Raw genomic sequence first — 19269 nt, 5'->3', positions numbered from 1 at the left:
GGGGTCTATATGTTAAGAGGTATAGGTACATCTAAGGGAATTGGTATAGGAAAAGCACTTATTATCCATAAGTGTAAGAATGCTGTCAGCCGTGTTAAGATTAAGGATACAGAAGCTGAGGTTGATAAGTTCAATGAGGCTGTGGAAAAGTTCATACAGGAAACTAATGAACTTGTGGATAAGTTGTCACAGAAGCTTAATGGTGATGATAAGAATGCTCTTGTATTAAAAAATCAGGAATATCTTATAAGAGATCCTGAGTTTACCAGTGGTGTAATAAGTGCTATAACTAATGACAAGCTTAATGCAGAAGCAGCGGTTGAAGATACCTGTGAGATGTTAAAGAACATATTCTTAAGCTTTAACAATGATACTATGACACAGAGAGTAGCCGATATTGAAGATATGAAACAGCGTCTTATAGCAATAATGCAGGGACAGAAGCATATTGATCTTACTAAGCTTTCTGATAATACTGTTATTATTGCCGATGAAATCCATCCATCTATGACAGCTAATATGGATACAGAGCATATTGCCGGTATTATATCAGAGAAGGGTGGAGATACATCACACGCTTCAATTCTTGCAAGAGCATTAGAAATCCCTGCTGTATTAAGTGTTAAGGATATATGCAGTAAAATAGCAGAGGGTGAGGAGGTTATAGTTGATGGAGCTTACGGCGAAGTATTCGTCAATCCTACACCTATAACTCTTAAGATATATAATAAAAAGAAAAAAGCATATGATGAAAGAGTTAAGGAACTTAAGAAATATATAGATAAACAGACTGTTACCAGGGATGGCAGAAAAGTAATGCTTGCTGCTAATATAGGCAATGCTGATGAGGCTGCTAAAGCTGTAAAGGCTGGAGCTGAGGGTGTCGGACTTTTCAGGACGGAATTCTTATTTATGAACAAGCAGGCACTCCCAACAGAGGAGGAGCAGTATAACGAATATAAGAAAGCAGCAGTTGTGCTTGATGGCAGACAGCTTACGATAAGAACGCTTGATATTGGCGGAGATAAAGATATTCCTTATATGGGACTCACAAAGGAGTTAAATCCATTTCTTGGATACAGGGCCATAAGGTTCTGCCTTGACAGGGTAGATATATTTACAACCCAGTTAAGGGCTGTATTAAGGGCAAGTGCATATGGCAATATAAGAATTATGATTCCTATGATAACTTCTGTTACAGAGGTGCAGGCAGTTAAGAAGATTATAAATGGTATATGCAGGGATCTGGACAAGAAAGACATTAAGTATGATAAGGACATAAAGATAGGTATTATGATAGAGACACCAGCCGCAGCAATAATGGCAGATGTACTGGCACATGAGGTTGATTTCTTCTCAATCGGTACGAATGATTTGACACAGTATACACTTGCTGTTGACAGAGGCAATGAGAATGTTGCTTATCTTTACTCTGCACTCAATCCAGCCGTTATACGAAGTATTAAACACATAATTGAGTGTGCACATAATGCAGGTATAGAAGCAGGAATGTGTGGAGAAGCGGCGGCAGATGAAAGAATGATACCACTTCTTCTTAATTTTGGACTTGATGAGTTCTCTGTTACAGTGAGCAGGGTGCTTGAAACTAGAAAAGAGATAGCTTCGTGGAGCAGTAAGGAAGTAAAAGAGATAACAGAAAATGTTATGAATTATTCGGAAGAAAAGGAAGTATCTAACTATCTTAGCGACTGCATAGCAAAAGAATAGATTATTATATAATAAATGCTTTGTGATGATTGATATGTTAAGACATCTGCTTCTGGCATAATAGAATTAATTGGAGGAAAATATGGCATTATATGATACAGATGACGAGCAGGAAAAGGTTGTACTTGTCGGCGTAGAGTTAAATCCTCTTGACGACTGTGAGAAGTCGTTAGAGGAGTTAGCAGAGCTTGCTAAGACTGCCGGAGCGGTCACAGTAGGAAAGATGATACAGCCGCGTGACAGCTTCCACCCTGCAACATATATTGGTAAGGGTAAGCTTGAAGAATTAAGGCTTATGATAGATGAGCTTGGTGCAACAGGAATAATATGTGATGATGAGCTGTCTCCAGCACAGTTAAGAAATCTTGAAGATGTTCTTAATACTAAGATTATGGACAGAACAATGGTTATTCTTGATATATTTGCCGCAAGAGCTTCATCAAGTGAAGGTAAAATACAGGTTGAGATGGCACAGTTAAAATACAGGTCAACAAGACTTGCAGGACTTGGAACAACACTCTCAAGACTTGGTGGTGGAATAGGAACAAGAGGACCGGGTGAGAAGAAGATAGAAACAGACAGGCGAATAATAAGGGACAGGATTGCTCATTTGTCAGGTGAGTTAAAGGAGATTAAGAGCCACAGAGATGTGCAAAGACAGAACAGACAGGACAGTTCTACACCAGTAGCGGCTATAGTAGGTTATACTAATGCGGGTAAGTCAACACTTCTTAACAGGCTGACCGATGCAGGTGTATTATCTGAGGACAAGCTGTTTGCAACACTTGATCCTACAACGAGGGCACTTACACTTCCTAACAAGGAAAAAGTGCTTATGACAGATACTGTTGGATTTATCAGAAAGCTTCCACATAATCTTATAGAGGCATTTAAGAGTACACTTGAGGAAGCGAAATATGCAGATATGATAATTCACGTTGTGGACTGCTCTAATGATGATTACGAAAGACATATGGCAACAGTATATGAGACATTGAAGCAGTTAGATGTAGGTGATAAGCCGATAATTACACTTTTTAATAAATGTGATAAATACGGCGAACTTCCTATACTCAAGGACAGCAAAGCTGATTATGTTGAGAATATTTCAGCCAGGACGGGTGTGGGAATAGATGAATTTCTGGAAGATGTGCAGGATATTATATTAAAGAGCAGAATTAGAATAGAAAGAGTATTTCCTTACAGCGATGCAGGCAAAATCCAACTTATAAGAGAATACGGACAGCTTGAAAGTGAGGAATACACACAGGAGGGCATAAGTGTCAAAGGATATGTGCCAGCCTGGGTAGGAGGCAAACTATGAATTTAATTGCACTTGTTGATAAAAAATGGGGAATAGCTAATAAAGGAAGAGAACTTGTTGATATTCCAGAGGATAAGAAGCTGTTCCGTGAAGAAACTTATGGAAAAGTTGTTATTATGGGAAGAAAGACATTAGAAGCACTTCCTAACCAGTCAGCACTTGTTGGAAGAAAGAATATTGTTCTTACAAGAAATAAAGATTATGAAGCTAAAGACGTATGTTTATGCCATAGTGTTGAAGATGTGCTTGAGAAGGTAAAAAATGTGGATAGTAAGGATGTATATGTCATCGGTGGTGGACAGATATACAAAGAATTCCTTCCATATTGTGATACAGCACATATTACAAAGGTTGATTACTCTTACGAAGCAGATACTTATATAAGTGATTTTGATAAGCTTAAAGACTGGAGAATTACAGGACAGAGTGATGAACATACATATTTTGATATATGTTATGAGTTTGTAAGGTATGAAAGAAAGGGTAAGGCTGATGAAATGCCAGAATAAAAAGAAAAATGTAAAGCGTGCTGTGGCTGGTATAATATTTCTTTCCGTAATAGCAATAATATTATCGGCATATGGCGTTACACAAATGTATGCTTCTCCAGAGAAAAAAGCTTTAAAAACGATGTTGAAATCTGGAGAACTTTTACAAAGCACAGTTGAAAAATATATAAACAACATAGATGTAAGTGCCAATAACTATACTGGAAAAATTAATATATCGGAGTTGATATATGATAATGCTGATTATATGCAGGGTAAGAATAGTGCAGAATATACCATTACAGCTAATATCGATAATAATGGAATAAATGTAGTTATACCTGAATTGACTAATGATACATTTTTAATATCTAAAGCTGATATATCAAGATATATTAATATAGATGCAGATCAGCTTAAGCCTGTTTTAAAAGCTGCATTAGCTGACTTTGTGAAGGGCTATGAAGTTATGGCAATGGATTGCGTGAATACAGTCAGCGAAACAGGAAAACACACTTATAATATTAATATAGATGAAACAGCTTTAGTTAATGGCTTTAATACATTTGTGGATGAATTATATAAAGATTCACAGGTTCTTCCATATATTTCGTTGTTAAATGTATATGGCATAAAAAAGGACAGTATTAAATCTGAATTTGCCACGGAAGTAAAGGACTGCAATGTAGTGCTTGATATAGAGGCTGACAGGGATAATAACCTTGTAAAGGTGAGTGCTGTAGTATATTACAATCAAAACGCTGTCTGTAATATGGTTATTGATTTTGATGGACTGGATAATATGACGCTATATATTATGGCTGAATATTCACAGGCTGAATATGTGAATTCGGTAATACAGATAGATATGCAAAGTGATAATGTAATAGGAGTGTCAGCCGATGCAGATATACATTTTATGAATCACAGTTTAAAGCTTAAGGCATCAGGAAATATTAATATCCAATAAGTCTTTGCAAAATAATTATTTTACATTTCTGTAACCAATCCTGAAAAAAGCGTACTCTATAAGTGAAAGCTTTCAAAAAGAAATAATTAAGGACGATTTAATAAAGTGTGCAGCGAAGAAAAAATAATTGATTTAATAGCAAACAGAGATGAATCTGGAATGCGTGAATTAATGGAGCGGTATCAAAGACCATTAATGAAGCTTGCAATGAATATGCTTGACAGTGAGGAAGATGCAAGAGAATGTGTTAATGATACGTTTTATGAAGTATGGAAATCAGTTCCAGATAACAGACCGCAATATTTGTTTGCATATTCAGCTACTATATGCAGACATATAATCTGCAAGAGAATAGACTATGACAATGCATTAAAAAGAAGCTCTAATGTTATAGAACTTACAGCCGAGATGGAACAGTGTATCGGCAAGCCTGATAAAGCACTTGAGGGTGATGAACATATGGTAGGAGAATTGATTAATACATTTCTTAAAACATTGGATACTGATAAGAGAAATATATTTATCAAAAGATACTGGTATTCACAACCTGTTAAAGTTATATCAAAAGAACTTGGAAAGAGCGAAAGTTCAGTTAAGGTTGCACTGCACAGATTAAGGAAAGATTTAAAGAAGCTTTTGGAAAGTGAGGGCGTTTTGGTATGAATGGTGAGAAATTATTTAAGTCAATGAACAATATTAATCAGGAGTGGATTGAGCAGGCAAAGCCAGCTAATAAGCCTGTCATAATGAGAACCAGATCAAAAATATATAGAAATATAGCAGCAGCGGCAGCCGCAGTGATTGCAATCTCGGGATTAACTTACACTGGTGTATACGCGTACCAGAAGTATCTTGTCCCAAAGAGTAATGTCAATTTTGAATCTCATATGAGCGGGGATAGTTCGGTTAATGTCTATAATACAGGTAATGTTACATCTACAGAAGAATCTAATGTTGACGTGGAATGGGGAAAATATGTTGCTAATGGTGGAAGATTTTATATTGAACTGACTATAAAGTCAAAAGACGGAAGTCCGATTATACCTAATGATGATACCTTAAGTCCAATAATTGGTACATTTGATTTTGCAGATACTGTAATAAAAATAAGTGATGAAACAGACCAGTTCAAATCAACAGGTACATTATACCATCTTAATTATAATGGTATGTCAGATGATGGTTCAGAAATATATGCAGAATTAATATATGTTAATGCTGATTCAAGAGATATTGTTAATCATAACATTTCGATTGATGTTAAGGATCTTAAGTGTACGTACAGAAATGGTGAAGATAATAAAACAAGAGAAACCAGAACTTTAGCAACAGGGGAGTGGTCTTTTGAAACAGTTCTTAAGAGTAGCAGCACAGGTGTGCTTAGTACAACTCCTAATATATCGGTTACATCATCTTATAATGCAGACCAGACTATCAATATAGATACACTTAAATGTGATGGATTCGTACTTGATATACAGGGAACAGGAAATGCAGACTTTAAGTGGTTTGGTATGAGTGGTAAATATGCACCTGTAGTACATCTTAAAGATGGCACAGTTGTTAGTATTGACGACAAAACTTCTGATTTAAGTGTCAAAGCAGGTACTATGCATATATCATTTGCATTAAAACAGGTTATCAGTGTTGATAATATTGCATCTATTGAGTGGCATGGTGTAACAATATATTCAGCAGAATAATAAACGATAATTAATAACTACAGCTCCTAAAATGTAAAATAACCTAAAATAAACCCTTCAAAAGTAAGACACTGTTTCGACTTTTGGAGGGTTTTAAATGTTTATTAATTAAATAGCAATCTGTTATGAATATACAATGTATGTGCTGTAGCGGAATCTTCTTAAACGCTGTTCCATTTTAATAGCATTTAAGAGAATACGGTAAGCACCGACCTGGACTTTATAATAGCCGTCCTCATATATTATAAATGCAGGAAATCCGTCCATTAAAAGTGAATTTAACATTCTGTCGGCATTATCCTTGTTGCGGTATGCACCAACCTGTACACGGTAAAGTGCTTCATTTTCTGTGTCATAATCATTATTGTCACAAGGACATTGTGGCATAATATTTGAACTACTGACAGGGACAGAAAACACCTCGTTATCAGGTGGGATGGAATTAACCATAGCTGTGCTGTCAATTGAGGCAGAAGCAGCTCTGCCAGAGTTATTCATTTGGCCGTTGCTGCTATTATTGTTGTTACTATTGTTGCTGCTATTATTATTGTTGTCAGTGCGATTGCTTTTATTGGAAGTGGTATTTCCGGGCCTGCCTGATGGTATGCTTTCTAATATTCCGTCTGCGATTGCTTGTGCAATGCTGTCGAATTCTTCATCAAATAGATAATTGTCTTTATCGTTGTTAATAAATCCAGCTTCGACAAGAACGGCTGGCATTTTGGTACGTTTAAGGACAACAAGGTTTTTGCGTTCGTCTACACCAAGATTTTTAAAGCCTGCATCTTCAAGCTGGTTATTAATATTTCTTGCCACCTCAGCCTTTAAACCAGTATCGCTGTATACAAGGGTTTCAACGCCCGAATACTGGTTAGGATTTTCTGAGGAATTGCGGTGTATTGATACGAAAAGGTCGGCACCGGAATTATTCGCATCGGTTGCTTTCTTAAATGGAGTTTCGTATTCGTCAGTAGTTCTTGTGTAATATACATCTATGCCATTTTTTTTAAGTATGTCACCGACAGCTAAAGTAAGGTCGAGAGTGTCATCTTTTTCCTGTCTGCCCTTATATACAGCACCGGGGTCGCTTCCACCGTGTCCAGCATCAAGGGCGATTCTATAATCAGCCATAAATCCTCCTAAAGGAAATATCAGTTTATTTTATTCATAAAATTTCATAAAGATACATATAATAATCAAAAATATAATGAATAATATAAGAGGAATTAGATTATGGTGTATGTACATACAATGGAAACTCCTGCCGATGCAATAGATAAAGGGAAAATGCGCATTAACGTATATGATAAACAGCAGGGCACACCATTGGCAGATGCAAGGATTTCACTTGCATATACAGGAAATCCTGAAAGAATTATCAATGAGATAACTACTGACTCAGAAGGAGCAGTTAATCTTGATGATCTTCTCACACCGCCGGTGGAGTATAGTATGGAACCAGGTGAGAACCAGCCATTTTCGGAATACACTATTGATGTTAATGCAGATGGTTACGAGGAGATTAATATATCCGGTATTGATGTATTCTCAGGGGAAACAAGTATTCAGAATGTGTATTTGAATGAGGATAACAGGGAGATTCCTGAGAATAATATTGTAATTCCAGTTAATACGCTGTATGGCAGCTATCCTGCCAAGATACCAGAGACCGAGATTAAGCCGGTACGCCAGTCGGGGGAGATTGTGTTAAGCCGCGTTGTAATACCAGAAACAATAGTTGTGCACGATGGTGTTCCTACAGACTCCACAGCACTTGATTATTATGTGAGGTACAAGGATTATATTAAAAATGTAGCGAGCAGTGAAATATATTCGACATGGCCAAGACAGACGTTGGAAGCTAATATTTTAGCAATTATGTCCTTTACATTAAACAGAGTGTATACAGAGTGGTACAGAAACCAGAATTACAACTTTACGATAACCTCATCAACTGCATTTGACCACAAATGGGTCAACGGACGTAATATATTTGAAAGTATTTCACAGGTTGTGGATGAAATATTTGATAATTATCTGTCAAGACCGAATGTAAAACAGCCGATATTAACACAGTATTGTGATGGAAAGAAATCGAGCTGTCCTGACTGGATGACACAATGGGGAAGTAAATATCTGGGTGATCAGGGATATTCCTCAATAGATATATTAAGATATTATTATGGAGATAATATGTACATTAATACGGCTGAACAGATACAGGGTATTCCGTCATCGTGGCCCGGTGCAGATCTTGATATAGGCTCATCAGGGCAGAAGGTAAGGCAGCTGCAGGAACAGCTTAATCTTATAGGGGATTATTACACAGCAATACCGGCACTGACGGTTGACGGGATATATGGAGAGCGTACAGCGGAGGCAGTAAGGCAGTTTCAGAGAATTAATAATATGCCGCAGACTGGTGTTGTGGATTTCCCAACATGGTACAGAATATCGGACAGATATGTAAGGCTGTCAGGAATTGCAGAGCTTAATTGAAAATTTCTGCAATTATTTTCATAATTATATAAAATATTAGTTGACAGCTATAATTATTAGTGATACACTCTAATAGTTGTTAAACAAAGCAGAGTATCCACTCTCACCTTAGCGCAATCGGGCGACTTGGGTTTATATTTTTAAGAATGTGCATGATAAACAGCAATTAAGATGCATTATGATTAAAAAGTGGATAGTCTGACTATCCACTTTTTTTGATTTTGGAGGTGCACTACTATTAGCGAATTAATGATTAACGAGCAGATCCGTGATAAGGAAGTTCGTGTTATTGGAGAAGAAGGACAGCAGCTTGGAGTTATGTCTCCTAAGGATGCTATGAAACTGGCAAGAGAGGCAGAGGTTGATTTAGTAAAGATTGCCCCATCTGCAAAGCCACCTGTATGTAAGCTTGTGGATTATGGCAAGTATAAGTATGAACTTGTCAGAAAAGAGAAGGAAGCTAAGAAGAAGCAGAGAACAATAGAAGTCAAAGAAGTTCGTTTGTCACCTAACATAGATGTTAATGATTTGAATACTAAGTGTAATTCGGCAAGAAAGTTCATCGAGAAAGGCGATAAAGTAAAGGTATCTTTAAGATTTAGAGGCCGTGAGATGGCACATATCGATTCCAGCAAGCATATATTAGAAGATTTTGCTGAGAAGTTAAGTGATATTGCAGTAGTAGACAAAGCTCCAAAGTTAGAAGGCAGGAGCATGACTATGTTTTTAACTGAAAAACGTTAAAATATTATTTATTCCATATGAGAATTAAATTAGGAGGATTATTATGCCAAAGGTAAAGACAAAAAGAGCAGCTGCAAAGCGTTTTAAAGTAACTGGAACAGGTAAATTAAAGAGAATGAAAGCTTACAAGAGCCATATTCTTACAAAGAAGACTACTAAGAGAAAGAGAAATCTTAGACATGCAGCTATGACAGATGCAACTAATGTAAAGACAATGAAGAAGATTATGCCATATTTATAAGATATGGATGTCTGTGATTGATTATTAGGAGGAAATTAAGAAATGGCAAGAATTAAAGGCGGTATGAACGCAAAGAAGAAGCATAACAGAGTATTAAAGCTCGCTAAGGGTTATAGAGGAGCTAGATCTAAGCAGTACAGAGTTGCTAAGCAGTCTGTAATGAGAGCTCTTACAGAGAGTTACAAGGGTAGAAAGCAGAAGAAGAGACAGTTCAGACAGTTATGGATTGCAAGAATCAATGCTGCAGCAAGAATGAACGGTCTTTCATACAGCAAGTTTATGTATGGTTTAAAGTTAGCTAACATCGACCTTAACAGAAAGGTATTAGCTGAGATGGCTGTAAACGATGCAGAAGGATTTGCTAAGTTAGCAGAAGTAGCTAAGGCTAAGCTTGCTTAATTAAGATTTATATTGGTATTAATACCAGTTATATAAAAGGCAGAAAGCGAATTGATGTGTTCCAGTAATTCGGGAGCATATCAGATTGGGCTTTTTGCCTTTTTTTGTGATAATATTGTGAAACATTTGCATAATACTGGTTTTAAATGTGATATTGTGGTATAGTTTATAAGTCGGTGTTACGGCAATATTTAATGTGGAGACAGGTTATGAGAAAAGTATTAAAGAATAAAGTTGTAAAATATGCTGTTACAGCAGCTATGGTTATGTCAGTTATGATGACAACAGCCTGTAACAGTAAGATAAAGGTAGATTATGGATACAATCCAACTGATTATGTAGAGCTTGGAGATTATAAGGGAATTCAGGCTGAGGTTGATGTAACAGCCATAACTAATCAGGTTATAGATGATAAGATTGCAGAACAGCTTGAAAGTGAGACAACATATACAGATGTTAACAGGGAAGCACAGAAAGGCGATAAGGTTACATTTGGTTATACTGGTACATCAGGCGGACTTTCAATAGATGATTTTACTGGTTCTGATTATAGTATGACACTTGGTAAGGATGCTTTCCCTGTTGCAGGAACTGGCTTAGATGAAGAATTATATGGAATGGTTGCAGGACAGACTAAGGTAATAACAATCACACTTCCAGAGAATTCAAAGTATTCTGATTATGCTGGCAAGAGAGTTGTATTCGAGCTTACAATGAGTTATGTACAGCAGGCTAATGTTCCTATGCTTACAGATGCTTTTGTTAAGAGTGCGTTCAACTGCGAAACAGTTGATTCATATAAGGCACATGTTAAGAATGATGTCAGTGGAACAATAGAAACTAAGATAACAGAAGCTAAGAATGAAGCAATACTTACCCAGCTCCTTGACAAATGCAAGGTTACAGGTTATCCAGAGGAATTCCTTGCACAGCAGTCATCAAAGCTTGAGGAATCAATAAGCTTTTACAGTACACTTCAGGGTAAGACTAATGATGAATATTGCCAGAACCTTTATGGCATGACATTTGATGAATTCGTTAAGGCATCAGCAGGACAGCAGCTTGTATATCAGGCAATTGCAGAAAAGGAATGTCTTGCAATTACAGATTATGAATACAAGGATGACCTTGAGCAGTTCGCTAAGGACAGCGGTTATTCAAAGGTAGATACATTTACAGATAAATATGACAAAGAAACTATTGTTAAGTCTATGCTTGTTAAGAAGGCACAGAATTTAGTAATGGATAATGCAGTCATAACAGAGAAGTAGGATATATAAGAATACATTTGTTGAACATACATTATAAATCAGAAATCATAGCTGGATAAATATATTTAATTATATACTAATTCAGACGATGGTTTCTGATTTTTTGCTTTTAAAATTATCGAACATTTGTTATACTAAATTATGATATTGTGTATGCACAGCATATGAAGGTTAAGTTTAGATGTACTGTTGATTTTAATTAAGTGCATTTGTAAGTTAAAGTGGAGATAGTGTGAGTATAATCACACATTGGATTGGAGAGTATATGAATTTAGATGGTTTAAATGACTGCCAGAAAAGAGCGGTTAAAAGGACAGAGGGTCCGCTTCTTATTATAGCGGGTGCAGGTTCTGGAAAGACAAGAGTTCTTACTAACAGGATAGCCTATCTTATAGATGATTGTGGTGTAGCACCATATAATATACTTGCTATTACATTTACTAATAAAGCGGCAAGGGAGATGAGAGAGAGAGTTGATGCGACAGTAGGACAGCAGGCTGGCGAAGTGTGGGTAAGCACCTTCCACTCTACCTGTGTGCGGATTCTCAGGCGTTATATAGATAGAATTGGTTATTCCAATACATTTACAATATATGATACAGATGACGTCAAGAGTGTTATAAAGGATATATGTAAGAAGTTCAATATAGATACGAAGATGCTCAAGGAAAAAACAATTATGAATGCGATATCGCACGCCAAAGATGAGCTTATGAGTCCGGATCAGATGGAGCTTGAGGCAGGTGGTGACTACAACGGCAAGAGAATTGCCAATGTATACAGGGAGTATCAGAAGACATTAAAGCTTAATAATGCACTTGATTTTGATGATTTAATATACAAGACAGTAGAATTATTGGAAAATGATGCTGAAGTACTTAATTATTATCAGGAACGATTTAAGTATATTATGGTTGATGAGTATCAGGATACTAATACATCGCAGTTTAAGCTTATATCAATGCTTGCCGCCAAATATGGCAATCTCTGCGTGGTTGGGGATGATGATCAGTCAATATACAAGTTCAGGGGTGCCAATATTACCAATATATTGAATTTTGAGAATACATTTGCAGGAACTAAAGTAATAAAGCTTGAGCAGAATTATCGTTCAACACAGACAATTCTTAATGCAGCCAATGCGGTCATAAGCAACAATATAGGAAGAAAAGCAAAGAGTCTGTGGACAGAGAATGGCGAGGGTGAAAAGGTTAATTATACACTTTATGAAAATGGATATGATGAGGCACAGGGTGTTGTTGACAGCATAAGTTCTATGGTAAGGGACGGCTGGAATTACAACGATATTGCCATATTATACAGGACTAATGCACAGTCTAGAGCGTTGGAAGAAAAACTTATGTTAAAGAATATACCATACCGTATATATGGCGGAATAAGCTTTTATCAGCGTAAGGAAATAAAAGATATACTTGCATATTTAAAGACTATAGACAATGGTATGGACGGACAGGCAGTAAAGCGTATTATCAATGTTCCAAAGCGTGGAATTGGTGCGACAACAATTGAACGAGTTCAGGAATATGCAGACCAGAATGACATAACATTCTGGCAGGCTCTGTGCGATGCTGAGCATATCGATACGATAAAACGAGGTGTTGGAAAGTTAGAGCCATTTGTTACACTTATAGGTTCACTTAAGGCAAAGCAGGAATTTATGAGCATAAAAGAACTTGCCGAAACTGTTGTAAGTGATACAAGATATATAGAATGTCTTGCAGAGAGCGAAACAGCAGAAGAAATAGAAGCAAGACAGGAAAATATAGATGAATTGATTAACAAAATAGTAAGCTATGAGGAGAGTTGCCGACAGAAGGAAGAAACTCCTACATTAAGCGGTTTCCTTGAAGAAGTTGCACTCATAGCAGATATTGATAATCTTAATGAGTCAGATAAGCAGGTAATGCTTATGACATTACATAGTGCCAAAGGTCTTGAATTCCCTATTGTGTATATGACAGGAATGGAAGATGGCCTTTTTCCAAGTTATATGACAATAGTGTCAGATGACCCTGCAGAGATAGAGGAAGAAAGACGACTTTGCTATGTAGGAATAACAAGAGCAGAGAAGATACTTAATTTAAGCAGTGCGAAGATGCGTATGGTACGCGGTGAAACACAGATGAATAAAGTATCACGCTTTATTAAAGAAATTCCCGAAGAATATATGCACATAGAAAATAATAGTTCAGGATATAATAAAGGTAAGATTGCATATGGAGGAAAAGATGACTCAGAGGAAACACGTTCGTATAATATCAGAGCCAATGCCAAAGCCGCTCTTAACAGATACGGTTCAGGCAATGTGAATTATAAAGAACCAAAACGTGTATCAATCGGCGGCTCAACCTCAGCAGGTTACAGGTCAGGCGGCTCACCAGCCCAGCGAACAGGAAGCCCATACGCGGGAAGCGGCTCACCATATGGAAGTGGTTCATCGTATGGCGGGGGTTCGTCATATGTGGGCAGCAGTTCTTCTGTGAGAAAGGAAATCGGGGGAAAGGCGAATACTAAGGTTGGTTTTGGTAAAGAATTTCCTATGGATATATTTGATTTGAAGAAGTCATTAAAGGCTGATGGAGCTGGAGGCAGTGGAACTGTCGGTAGATTGACAGCTGGTGGAAAATCTGTATCAGGCGGAAGTTATGCAGGTACTTCATATGGCACAGCGGGTTTGACTGCCTCTGTTGGCAGTGCTGGTGGAACATCTGGACTTGGATATGGTGTTGGCGATACCGTGGTTCATGCCAAGTTTGGAAAAGGAAAAGTAATTTCAATTGATAATGGCACAAGAGATTATATGGTAACTGTAACATTTGATGAGTATGGTTTAAAGAAAATGCTTGCAGGCTTTGCTAAGCTTAAAAAAGCCTAAATATGGTGACAAATAAAATATGTTGTGATACAATATATTTACTTTAAAAGTGTTTTGAAAGGAGCGGTTGTTATGAATAAGGATAAGATTGAAGAGCTTATTGCGGCAAGCAAGCTCAATGAACTTCTTCACAAGAAAGATGTAGAAGAGAGCAAGAAGAAAAGTAATGTAATTATCATAGTATTAGCAGTTATTGGAGCGGTTGCAGCATTAGCAGCTATCGTATATGCAATCTATAGATACTTCACACCAGATTATCTTGATGATTTTGATGATGATTTTGATGATGACGACTTTGATGAAGACTTTGAAGATGATGATGAATTCGAGAACTAATTATTCTGCCAATTAAAGAATGATTAAGACAAAGACCACTGGCTGGCTTACAGCCAGTGGTTTTTTAGATGTTCGGTGATGTGGGAGGACAGGGTTAGTTTCCTGATTGATTATATAGAAGGATTGGAGATAAAAGATGAAAAAAGGCGGCATATATACAGGTTATGTAGAAAGCGTGGATTTTCCTAATAAGGGAAATGTAATAGTTAAGACAGAGGAAGACGGACAGACTATAGAGGAAAAGGCTGTTGTAAAGAATTCAATACCGGGACAGACAGTTAAATTTATGGTAAACAAGAAGAAGCACGGCAAATGTGAAGGAAGGCTTCTTGAAGTTGTCTGTCAGGCAGATACAGAAACTAACGAAAGATGTGAGCATTTTGGTAAATGTGGTGGCTGCGTATATCAGACTGTAAGGTACGAAGAACAGTTAAAGATGAAAGAAAATGCAGTGAAGAAGCTTCTTGCTCCTGTTATTAATACAGAATATGAGTGGGAGGGAATAATTGGAAGCCCTGTATCAAGTGAATACCGTAACAAAATGGAATTCTCATTTGGCGATGAGGTAAAAGATGGTCCGATAGCCCTCGGTTTACATAAGAGAAACAGTATGTATGATATAGTAACAGTAACAGGCTGTAAGATTGTGGATAATGATTACAGAAAAATACTCAAGTGTGTATATGATTATGCACTAGAGAAAAATCTCACTTATTACCATAAAATGAAGCACGAAGGGTATCTTAGACATTTGCTTGTAAGAAAAGCTGTAAAGACAGGACAAATCCTTGTGGATATTGTGACAACTACAATTAATGATATCCCTATGGACGAACTTGCAGACAGATTAAAAGCACTGTCACTTGACGGAGAGATAACCGGCTTCCTGCACACCTACAATGACAGTGTTGCCGATGCGGTAATCAACCAAAAGACAGAGATAGTATTCGGAAGGGATTATATTGAAGAAGAACTTCTTGGACTTAAATTCAAGATTACAACATTTTCATTCTTCCAGACTAACTCACTTGGTGCAGAAGTCCTGTACTCAAAGGCAAGAGATTATGTCGGAACAACCAAAGACAAGGTAATCTTTGACCTGTACAGCGGAACAGGAACAATAGCGCAGATGTTAGCCCCAGTTGCAAAGAAAGTCATCGGCGTTGAGATAATACCAGAAGCCGTAGAAGCTGCCAAGATTAATGCCGGCATAAATGGTCTTGATAACTGCGAATTCATCGCAGATGATGTGCTTAACGCTCTCGATAACATAAAGGACAAGCCAGACTTTATCGTCCTCGACCCACCAAGAGATGGTATCAATCCAAAGGCACTTAAGAAGATAATTGACTATGGCGTGGAGTCAATGGTGTATATTTCCTGCAAGCCTACAAGTCTTGCAAGAGATCTGGTTATGTTGCAGGAGAGCGGGTATGAGGTTAAGAAGGGGTGCTGCGTGGATATGTTTCCGAATACGGGGCATGTTGAGACGGTGGTACTGTTGTCGCGAAATGATATGTAGAAGATTATGATGTAGCTTGAAGAAGAGAGGAATTATACACCACAATAAAAGGCTACTTATTAAAAGATTAAGGAATATGTGAAGGATAAGTATGGTGTGAATGTGCATACTTCTTATATTGCACAGGTGAAGCGGATGTGTGGTCTGGACATAGGCGAGAATTACAATAAGTCTAAGAAAGAGAATCCAGAGGTAAAGCGGTGTCCACAGGAGAAGGTGGAGTATATTAAGGATGCGTTGAGGCATTTCGAGCTGATTTGGTAACTGTATATTAGTATGCCACAGCATTATTATAAAAAGTTCCTCTCGAAGCAGTAATTAAGTCAATCTTAAAGTAGGGACAGGATTTTTATATCAAACTCAAAATCGATTAATATTAAGTAAGTATTACGACAAAGGAGATAGGAGAAAATGGCATTTACAAGTGAGACTAAAAAAGAACTAGAGAATTATATATCAGGACATTTACCTAATAAAGAGTGGTATGAGTCACATTTTTATCCATTTATTGAGAATAAAAGTTTGAGAGATAGACTTATTGTAGAATTTATAAATGCGAGAAAAATTTATAAATTCTTTGAGGGTTTACAAGCTTCGGACGAGCTTTTATTAGCTCAGATAAAGACACAGGTAATAATGTATGTGTCTATTCAAGAGGCTGTTGTTAATTATTTGTTGTTTGAACTATTTGAGGAAACGAATACAGTAAAAAATCTTCTGTTTCAAGAACGCTTGGTCAAAATTGGAATACCAGGACATAAATTGGAAAAAATAGCCAAAGAACTGGAACATGATAAAAAAGATATTATTCCATGCTATAATAAGGTTCAAGCTGTTGATAAAACTAAAATTCGCTATGAACAAAAAGTAGCAGCATTATTAGAGCTGAATCTGATAAGTGAAGGATTGGCAGATGATTTAGTCAAATTATATGAATACAGAAATACTGTTCATATAGAGGCTGAAATGAAAAAGAAACTAGTGTATGACCTAAGTATGGGAGAATTAGCATATAGGAGAGTAGAAGGATTAAGTATAGAAGTGAGCAATGCACTAGAAAAACTAGAATCCACCTAAGAGTTTTAAAAGGATTCAAAAATTACAAGTATTGACACCGCTTCGTCCATGACGATAAATCAAGGGTTGAGGTGGTGTCATTTCTTAATAGTCATAAGTAGTCAGAGAAGGAGGTTGAAAATACCTTCTTTATTTTATACCCATTTTTAAGGAGGTGGTGTCAAAAAGCATACATAAATACTGGGACGTTCCGTAAAAGGATGTCCATACATTTCGGGACTGTTTATCAGTCCTTTTTTTGTAGTTTCAAAAAGTGTACATTTCAATATTGATAAAAAAGTGAATAGTTATATAAAGAGTTATTATTATCACAGAACAAATACAAGCAAGCAGCATTTAGATAAAAGCATAAATAAGATTATAATCTATTGTTAGTAGAATGATTTTATGGAAATTAGTAAATATTTTTACAGATTCGCATATAGAAAAATGTTTGTAGTATGAGATATCAAATATTAAGAGTGTGTGATGAGCTAATTATTACTGAGCAAGAAGTTACTATAATGCAATTAAATACTTTTATAAAAAAAACGAATGAAATCAATATACAAGAATAAGGTCATTCTTAAAAATTTATAATGTGGAAAAACAAGTAAAAGAGATATATTTCACAAGATATATAGACTAAAATATTCGTAGAGTATTACACTTTGCGAATAAATATAAATACATTTTTTGATTTCTTTACCGAAAGTTTAGCATTTGACACTGTTTTTGTCAATATGCCACCTTTTGTAATGTAGTAAATCAAAAAATATTTTATAAAATTAATTGACAAACTAAAGGATTTGCCGTCAGTTTTATAGTCATAGGCAGGAGGTGATACAATGCCACGAAAAGGCGAAAATATTTATAAACGCAAAGACGGCAGATGGGAAGGGCGATTTATAAAGCAACGGACTTCAGACGTTGCAAAATATGGCTATATCTATGGAAAATCATATTTGGAAGTAAAAAAGAAATTAGAGTTTGAAAAGGTGCAGTGTTATCAAGAAGCAAATGTACAAAAGGTTGTAGAACAAGTTGTATTATTTAAGGAAATATGTGAATTATGGCTTGCTGATATTAGACCATCAATAAAAGAATCTTCTTATATCAGGTATAGGAATATAATTTCAACCTATATTATTATGCCTTTGGGAGATATAGCTACTAGTTCTATTGATTATGCACTATTATCATCGTATGTATCTGAATTATTATCAACTGGAGGTAAAAAAGAAACTGGATTATCAAGAAAAACAGTTGCAGACATTTTAGCAGTAATAAAGGCAATTTTAAAGTATGCATCCAGATGTAAATATGTTGTGGATTTATCAGCAATGAATGTAGCTGTAAAGCAGAAAAATACTCCGGTTAAGACACTTGAAACAACGGATTATAAGCGATTGATAGAGTATCTTCAGAATGAACCTAATCTTTTAAATCAAGGGATTTTAATCTGTGCATTTACAGGAATCCGAATAGGTGAACTATGTGCTCTTACTTGGGGAGACTTTTCTTTTGAAAAAAAAATTTTACATATTCATAAAACAATGCAAAGACTCCAAACATTAGATGGGAGCAATAAAACAACCATACAGATTACTGCTCCAAAGAGTCAATGCTCGGTAAGAGATATTCCAATCCCGGATATTCTTATGCCATATTTAAATAAATCAGAAAACAAAAATGCGTACATATTATCTGGTAATTCAGTTCATTATGTTGAGCCACGAACTATGCAGAATTATTTTAAGCGCATTTTAAAGCTGTGTAATATTGAAAATGCAAATTTCCATATATTACGTCATACATTTGCTACCCAGTGCATTGAACTTGGTTTTGATATAAAAAGTCTGAGTGAAATTCTTGGTCATGCAAATGTGAATATAACACTTAATAGATATGTACATCCATCTATGTATCTTAAGCAGCAAAATATGAATAAACTTTCAAATCTATTAGCCGTCAAATAAACCATCTTAAAGCTTGGAAATTGTTGAGAATCAACATTTCCAGGCTTTTCTTTCGCAAAGTGTAATACTCTACGAAAGAAACAGTAGTTTAAAATCTTAGATTTAAGATAATT

The 19269-nt window shown here is 36.2% G+C and carries 18 protein-coding genes; 17 read left to right on the top strand and 1 reads right to left on the bottom strand.

What is annotated here, in order from left to right; genetic code table 11:
* Positions 1-9 precede the first annotated feature (9 nt).
* The 6 genes from ptsP (at position 10) to C7390_RS07495 (ending at position 6213) form a co-directional block, all read left to right on the top strand.
* Positions 10-1728 (top strand): phosphoenolpyruvate--protein phosphotransferase, encoded by a 1719-nt coding sequence (ptsP, locus tag C7390_RS07520; protein WP_116443887.1) that lies wholly within the window; start codon positions 10-12, stop codon positions 1726-1728.
* Between the two features lie 82 nt (positions 1729-1810).
* Complete coding sequence (gene hflX, locus C7390_RS07515; protein ID WP_055176197.1) at positions 1811-3052, top strand: GTPase HflX; 1242 nt, start codon at positions 1811-1813, stop codon at positions 3050-3052.
* Entirely contained in the window at positions 3049-3561 is a 513-nt protein-coding gene (locus tag C7390_RS07510) for a dihydrofolate reductase (protein ID WP_022502292.1), read from the top strand. The genes hflX and C7390_RS07510 overlap by 4 nt, the downstream gene beginning before the upstream one ends.
* On the top strand, positions 3524-4510 hold the full coding sequence (locus C7390_RS07505) for a hypothetical protein (RefSeq protein WP_147581246.1): 987 nt from the start codon (positions 3524-3526) through the stop codon (positions 4508-4510). The genes C7390_RS07510 and C7390_RS07505 overlap by 38 nt, the downstream gene beginning before the upstream one ends.
* Before the next feature lie 159 nt (positions 4511-4669).
* On the top strand, positions 4670-5173 hold the full coding sequence (locus C7390_RS07500) for an RNA polymerase sigma factor (protein WP_456362877.1): 504 nt from the start codon (positions 4670-4672) through the stop codon (positions 5171-5173).
* Positions 5170-6213 carry a hypothetical protein gene (locus tag C7390_RS07495; protein WP_116443885.1) on the top strand — a complete coding sequence of 348 codons (1044 nt, stop codon included), beginning with the start codon at positions 5170-5172 and terminating at the stop codon, positions 6211-6213. Before C7390_RS07500 ends, C7390_RS07495 begins: the two co-directional genes overlap by 4 nt.
* A 123-nt stretch (positions 6214-6336) precedes the next feature.
* Here the strand turns inward: C7390_RS07495 and C7390_RS07490 are convergent, their stop codons facing one another.
* A complete protein-coding gene (locus C7390_RS07490; RefSeq protein ID WP_116443884.1) occupies positions 6337-7344 on the bottom strand; it encodes an N-acetylmuramoyl-L-alanine amidase in 1008 nt (335 codons plus the stop codon).
* 102 nt (positions 7345-7446) lie between these two features.
* Here C7390_RS07490 and C7390_RS07485 point away from each other — a divergent pair, with 102 nt between their 5' ends.
* From C7390_RS07485 to C7390_RS07440, 11 genes are all read left to right on the top strand, one after another.
* Positions 7447-8712, top strand: a complete 1266-nt coding sequence (locus C7390_RS07485) for a peptidoglycan-binding protein (RefSeq protein ID WP_242858642.1) — start codon at positions 7447-7449, stop codon at positions 8710-8712.
* Between the two features lie 249 nt (positions 8713-8961).
* On the top strand, positions 8962-9456 hold the full coding sequence (infC, locus tag C7390_RS07480) for a translation initiation factor IF-3 (RefSeq protein ID WP_055176183.1): 495 nt from the start codon (positions 8962-8964) through the stop codon (positions 9454-9456).
* 43 nt (positions 9457-9499) lie between these two features.
* Positions 9500-9697 (top strand): 50S ribosomal protein L35, encoded by a 198-nt coding sequence (gene rpmI, locus C7390_RS07475; protein WP_021867234.1) that lies wholly within the window; start codon positions 9500-9502, stop codon positions 9695-9697.
* A 42-nt stretch (positions 9698-9739) separates the two neighbouring features.
* Positions 9740-10096: a 50S ribosomal protein L20 gene (rplT, locus tag C7390_RS07470; RefSeq protein ID WP_022502285.1), complete on the top strand. Its 357-nt coding sequence runs from the start codon at positions 9740-9742 to the stop codon at positions 10094-10096.
* Positions 10097-10305: 209 nt separating this feature from the next.
* Positions 10306-11367: an FKBP-type peptidyl-prolyl cis-trans isomerase gene (locus C7390_RS07465; protein WP_318255812.1), complete on the top strand. Its 1062-nt coding sequence runs from the start codon at positions 10306-10308 to the stop codon at positions 11365-11367.
* Positions 11368-11632: 265 nt separating this feature from the next.
* Complete coding sequence (locus C7390_RS07460; RefSeq protein ID WP_318295603.1) at positions 11633-14263, top strand: ATP-dependent helicase; 2631 nt, start codon at positions 11633-11635, stop codon at positions 14261-14263.
* A 72-nt stretch (positions 14264-14335) separates the two neighbouring features.
* On the top strand, positions 14336-14599 hold the full coding sequence (locus C7390_RS07455) for a hypothetical protein (RefSeq protein ID WP_022502282.1): 264 nt from the start codon (positions 14336-14338) through the stop codon (positions 14597-14599).
* A 136-nt stretch (positions 14600-14735) separates the two neighbouring features.
* Positions 14736-16121, top strand: coding sequence for a 23S rRNA (uracil(1939)-C(5))-methyltransferase RlmD (rlmD, locus tag C7390_RS07450; protein ID WP_318295602.1), 1386 nt, complete (start codon positions 14736-14738; stop codon positions 16119-16121).
* Positions 16122-16199: 78 nt separating this feature from the next.
* A complete protein-coding gene (locus C7390_RS13665; protein WP_318295601.1) occupies positions 16200-16385 on the top strand; it encodes an RNA methyltransferase in 186 nt (61 codons plus the stop codon).
* A gap of 147 nt (positions 16386-16532) precedes the next feature.
* Entirely contained in the window at positions 16533-17198 is a 666-nt protein-coding gene (locus C7390_RS07445) for a hypothetical protein (RefSeq protein WP_116443883.1), read from the top strand.
* An 827-nt stretch (positions 17199-18025) separates the two neighbouring features.
* Complete coding sequence (locus tag C7390_RS07440; RefSeq protein WP_116443882.1) at positions 18026-19156, top strand: tyrosine-type recombinase/integrase; 1131 nt, start codon at positions 18026-18028, stop codon at positions 19154-19156.
* The last annotated feature ends 113 nt before the right edge of the window (positions 19157-19269 follow it).

This window comes from Bacteroides galacturonicus, assembly GCF_003096855.1.
GTDB classification, from domain to species: domain Bacteria; phylum Bacillota; class Clostridia; order Lachnospirales; family Lachnospiraceae; genus Lachnospira; species Lachnospira rogosae.
This window is presented reverse-complemented; position numbering and strand designations above follow the sequence as displayed.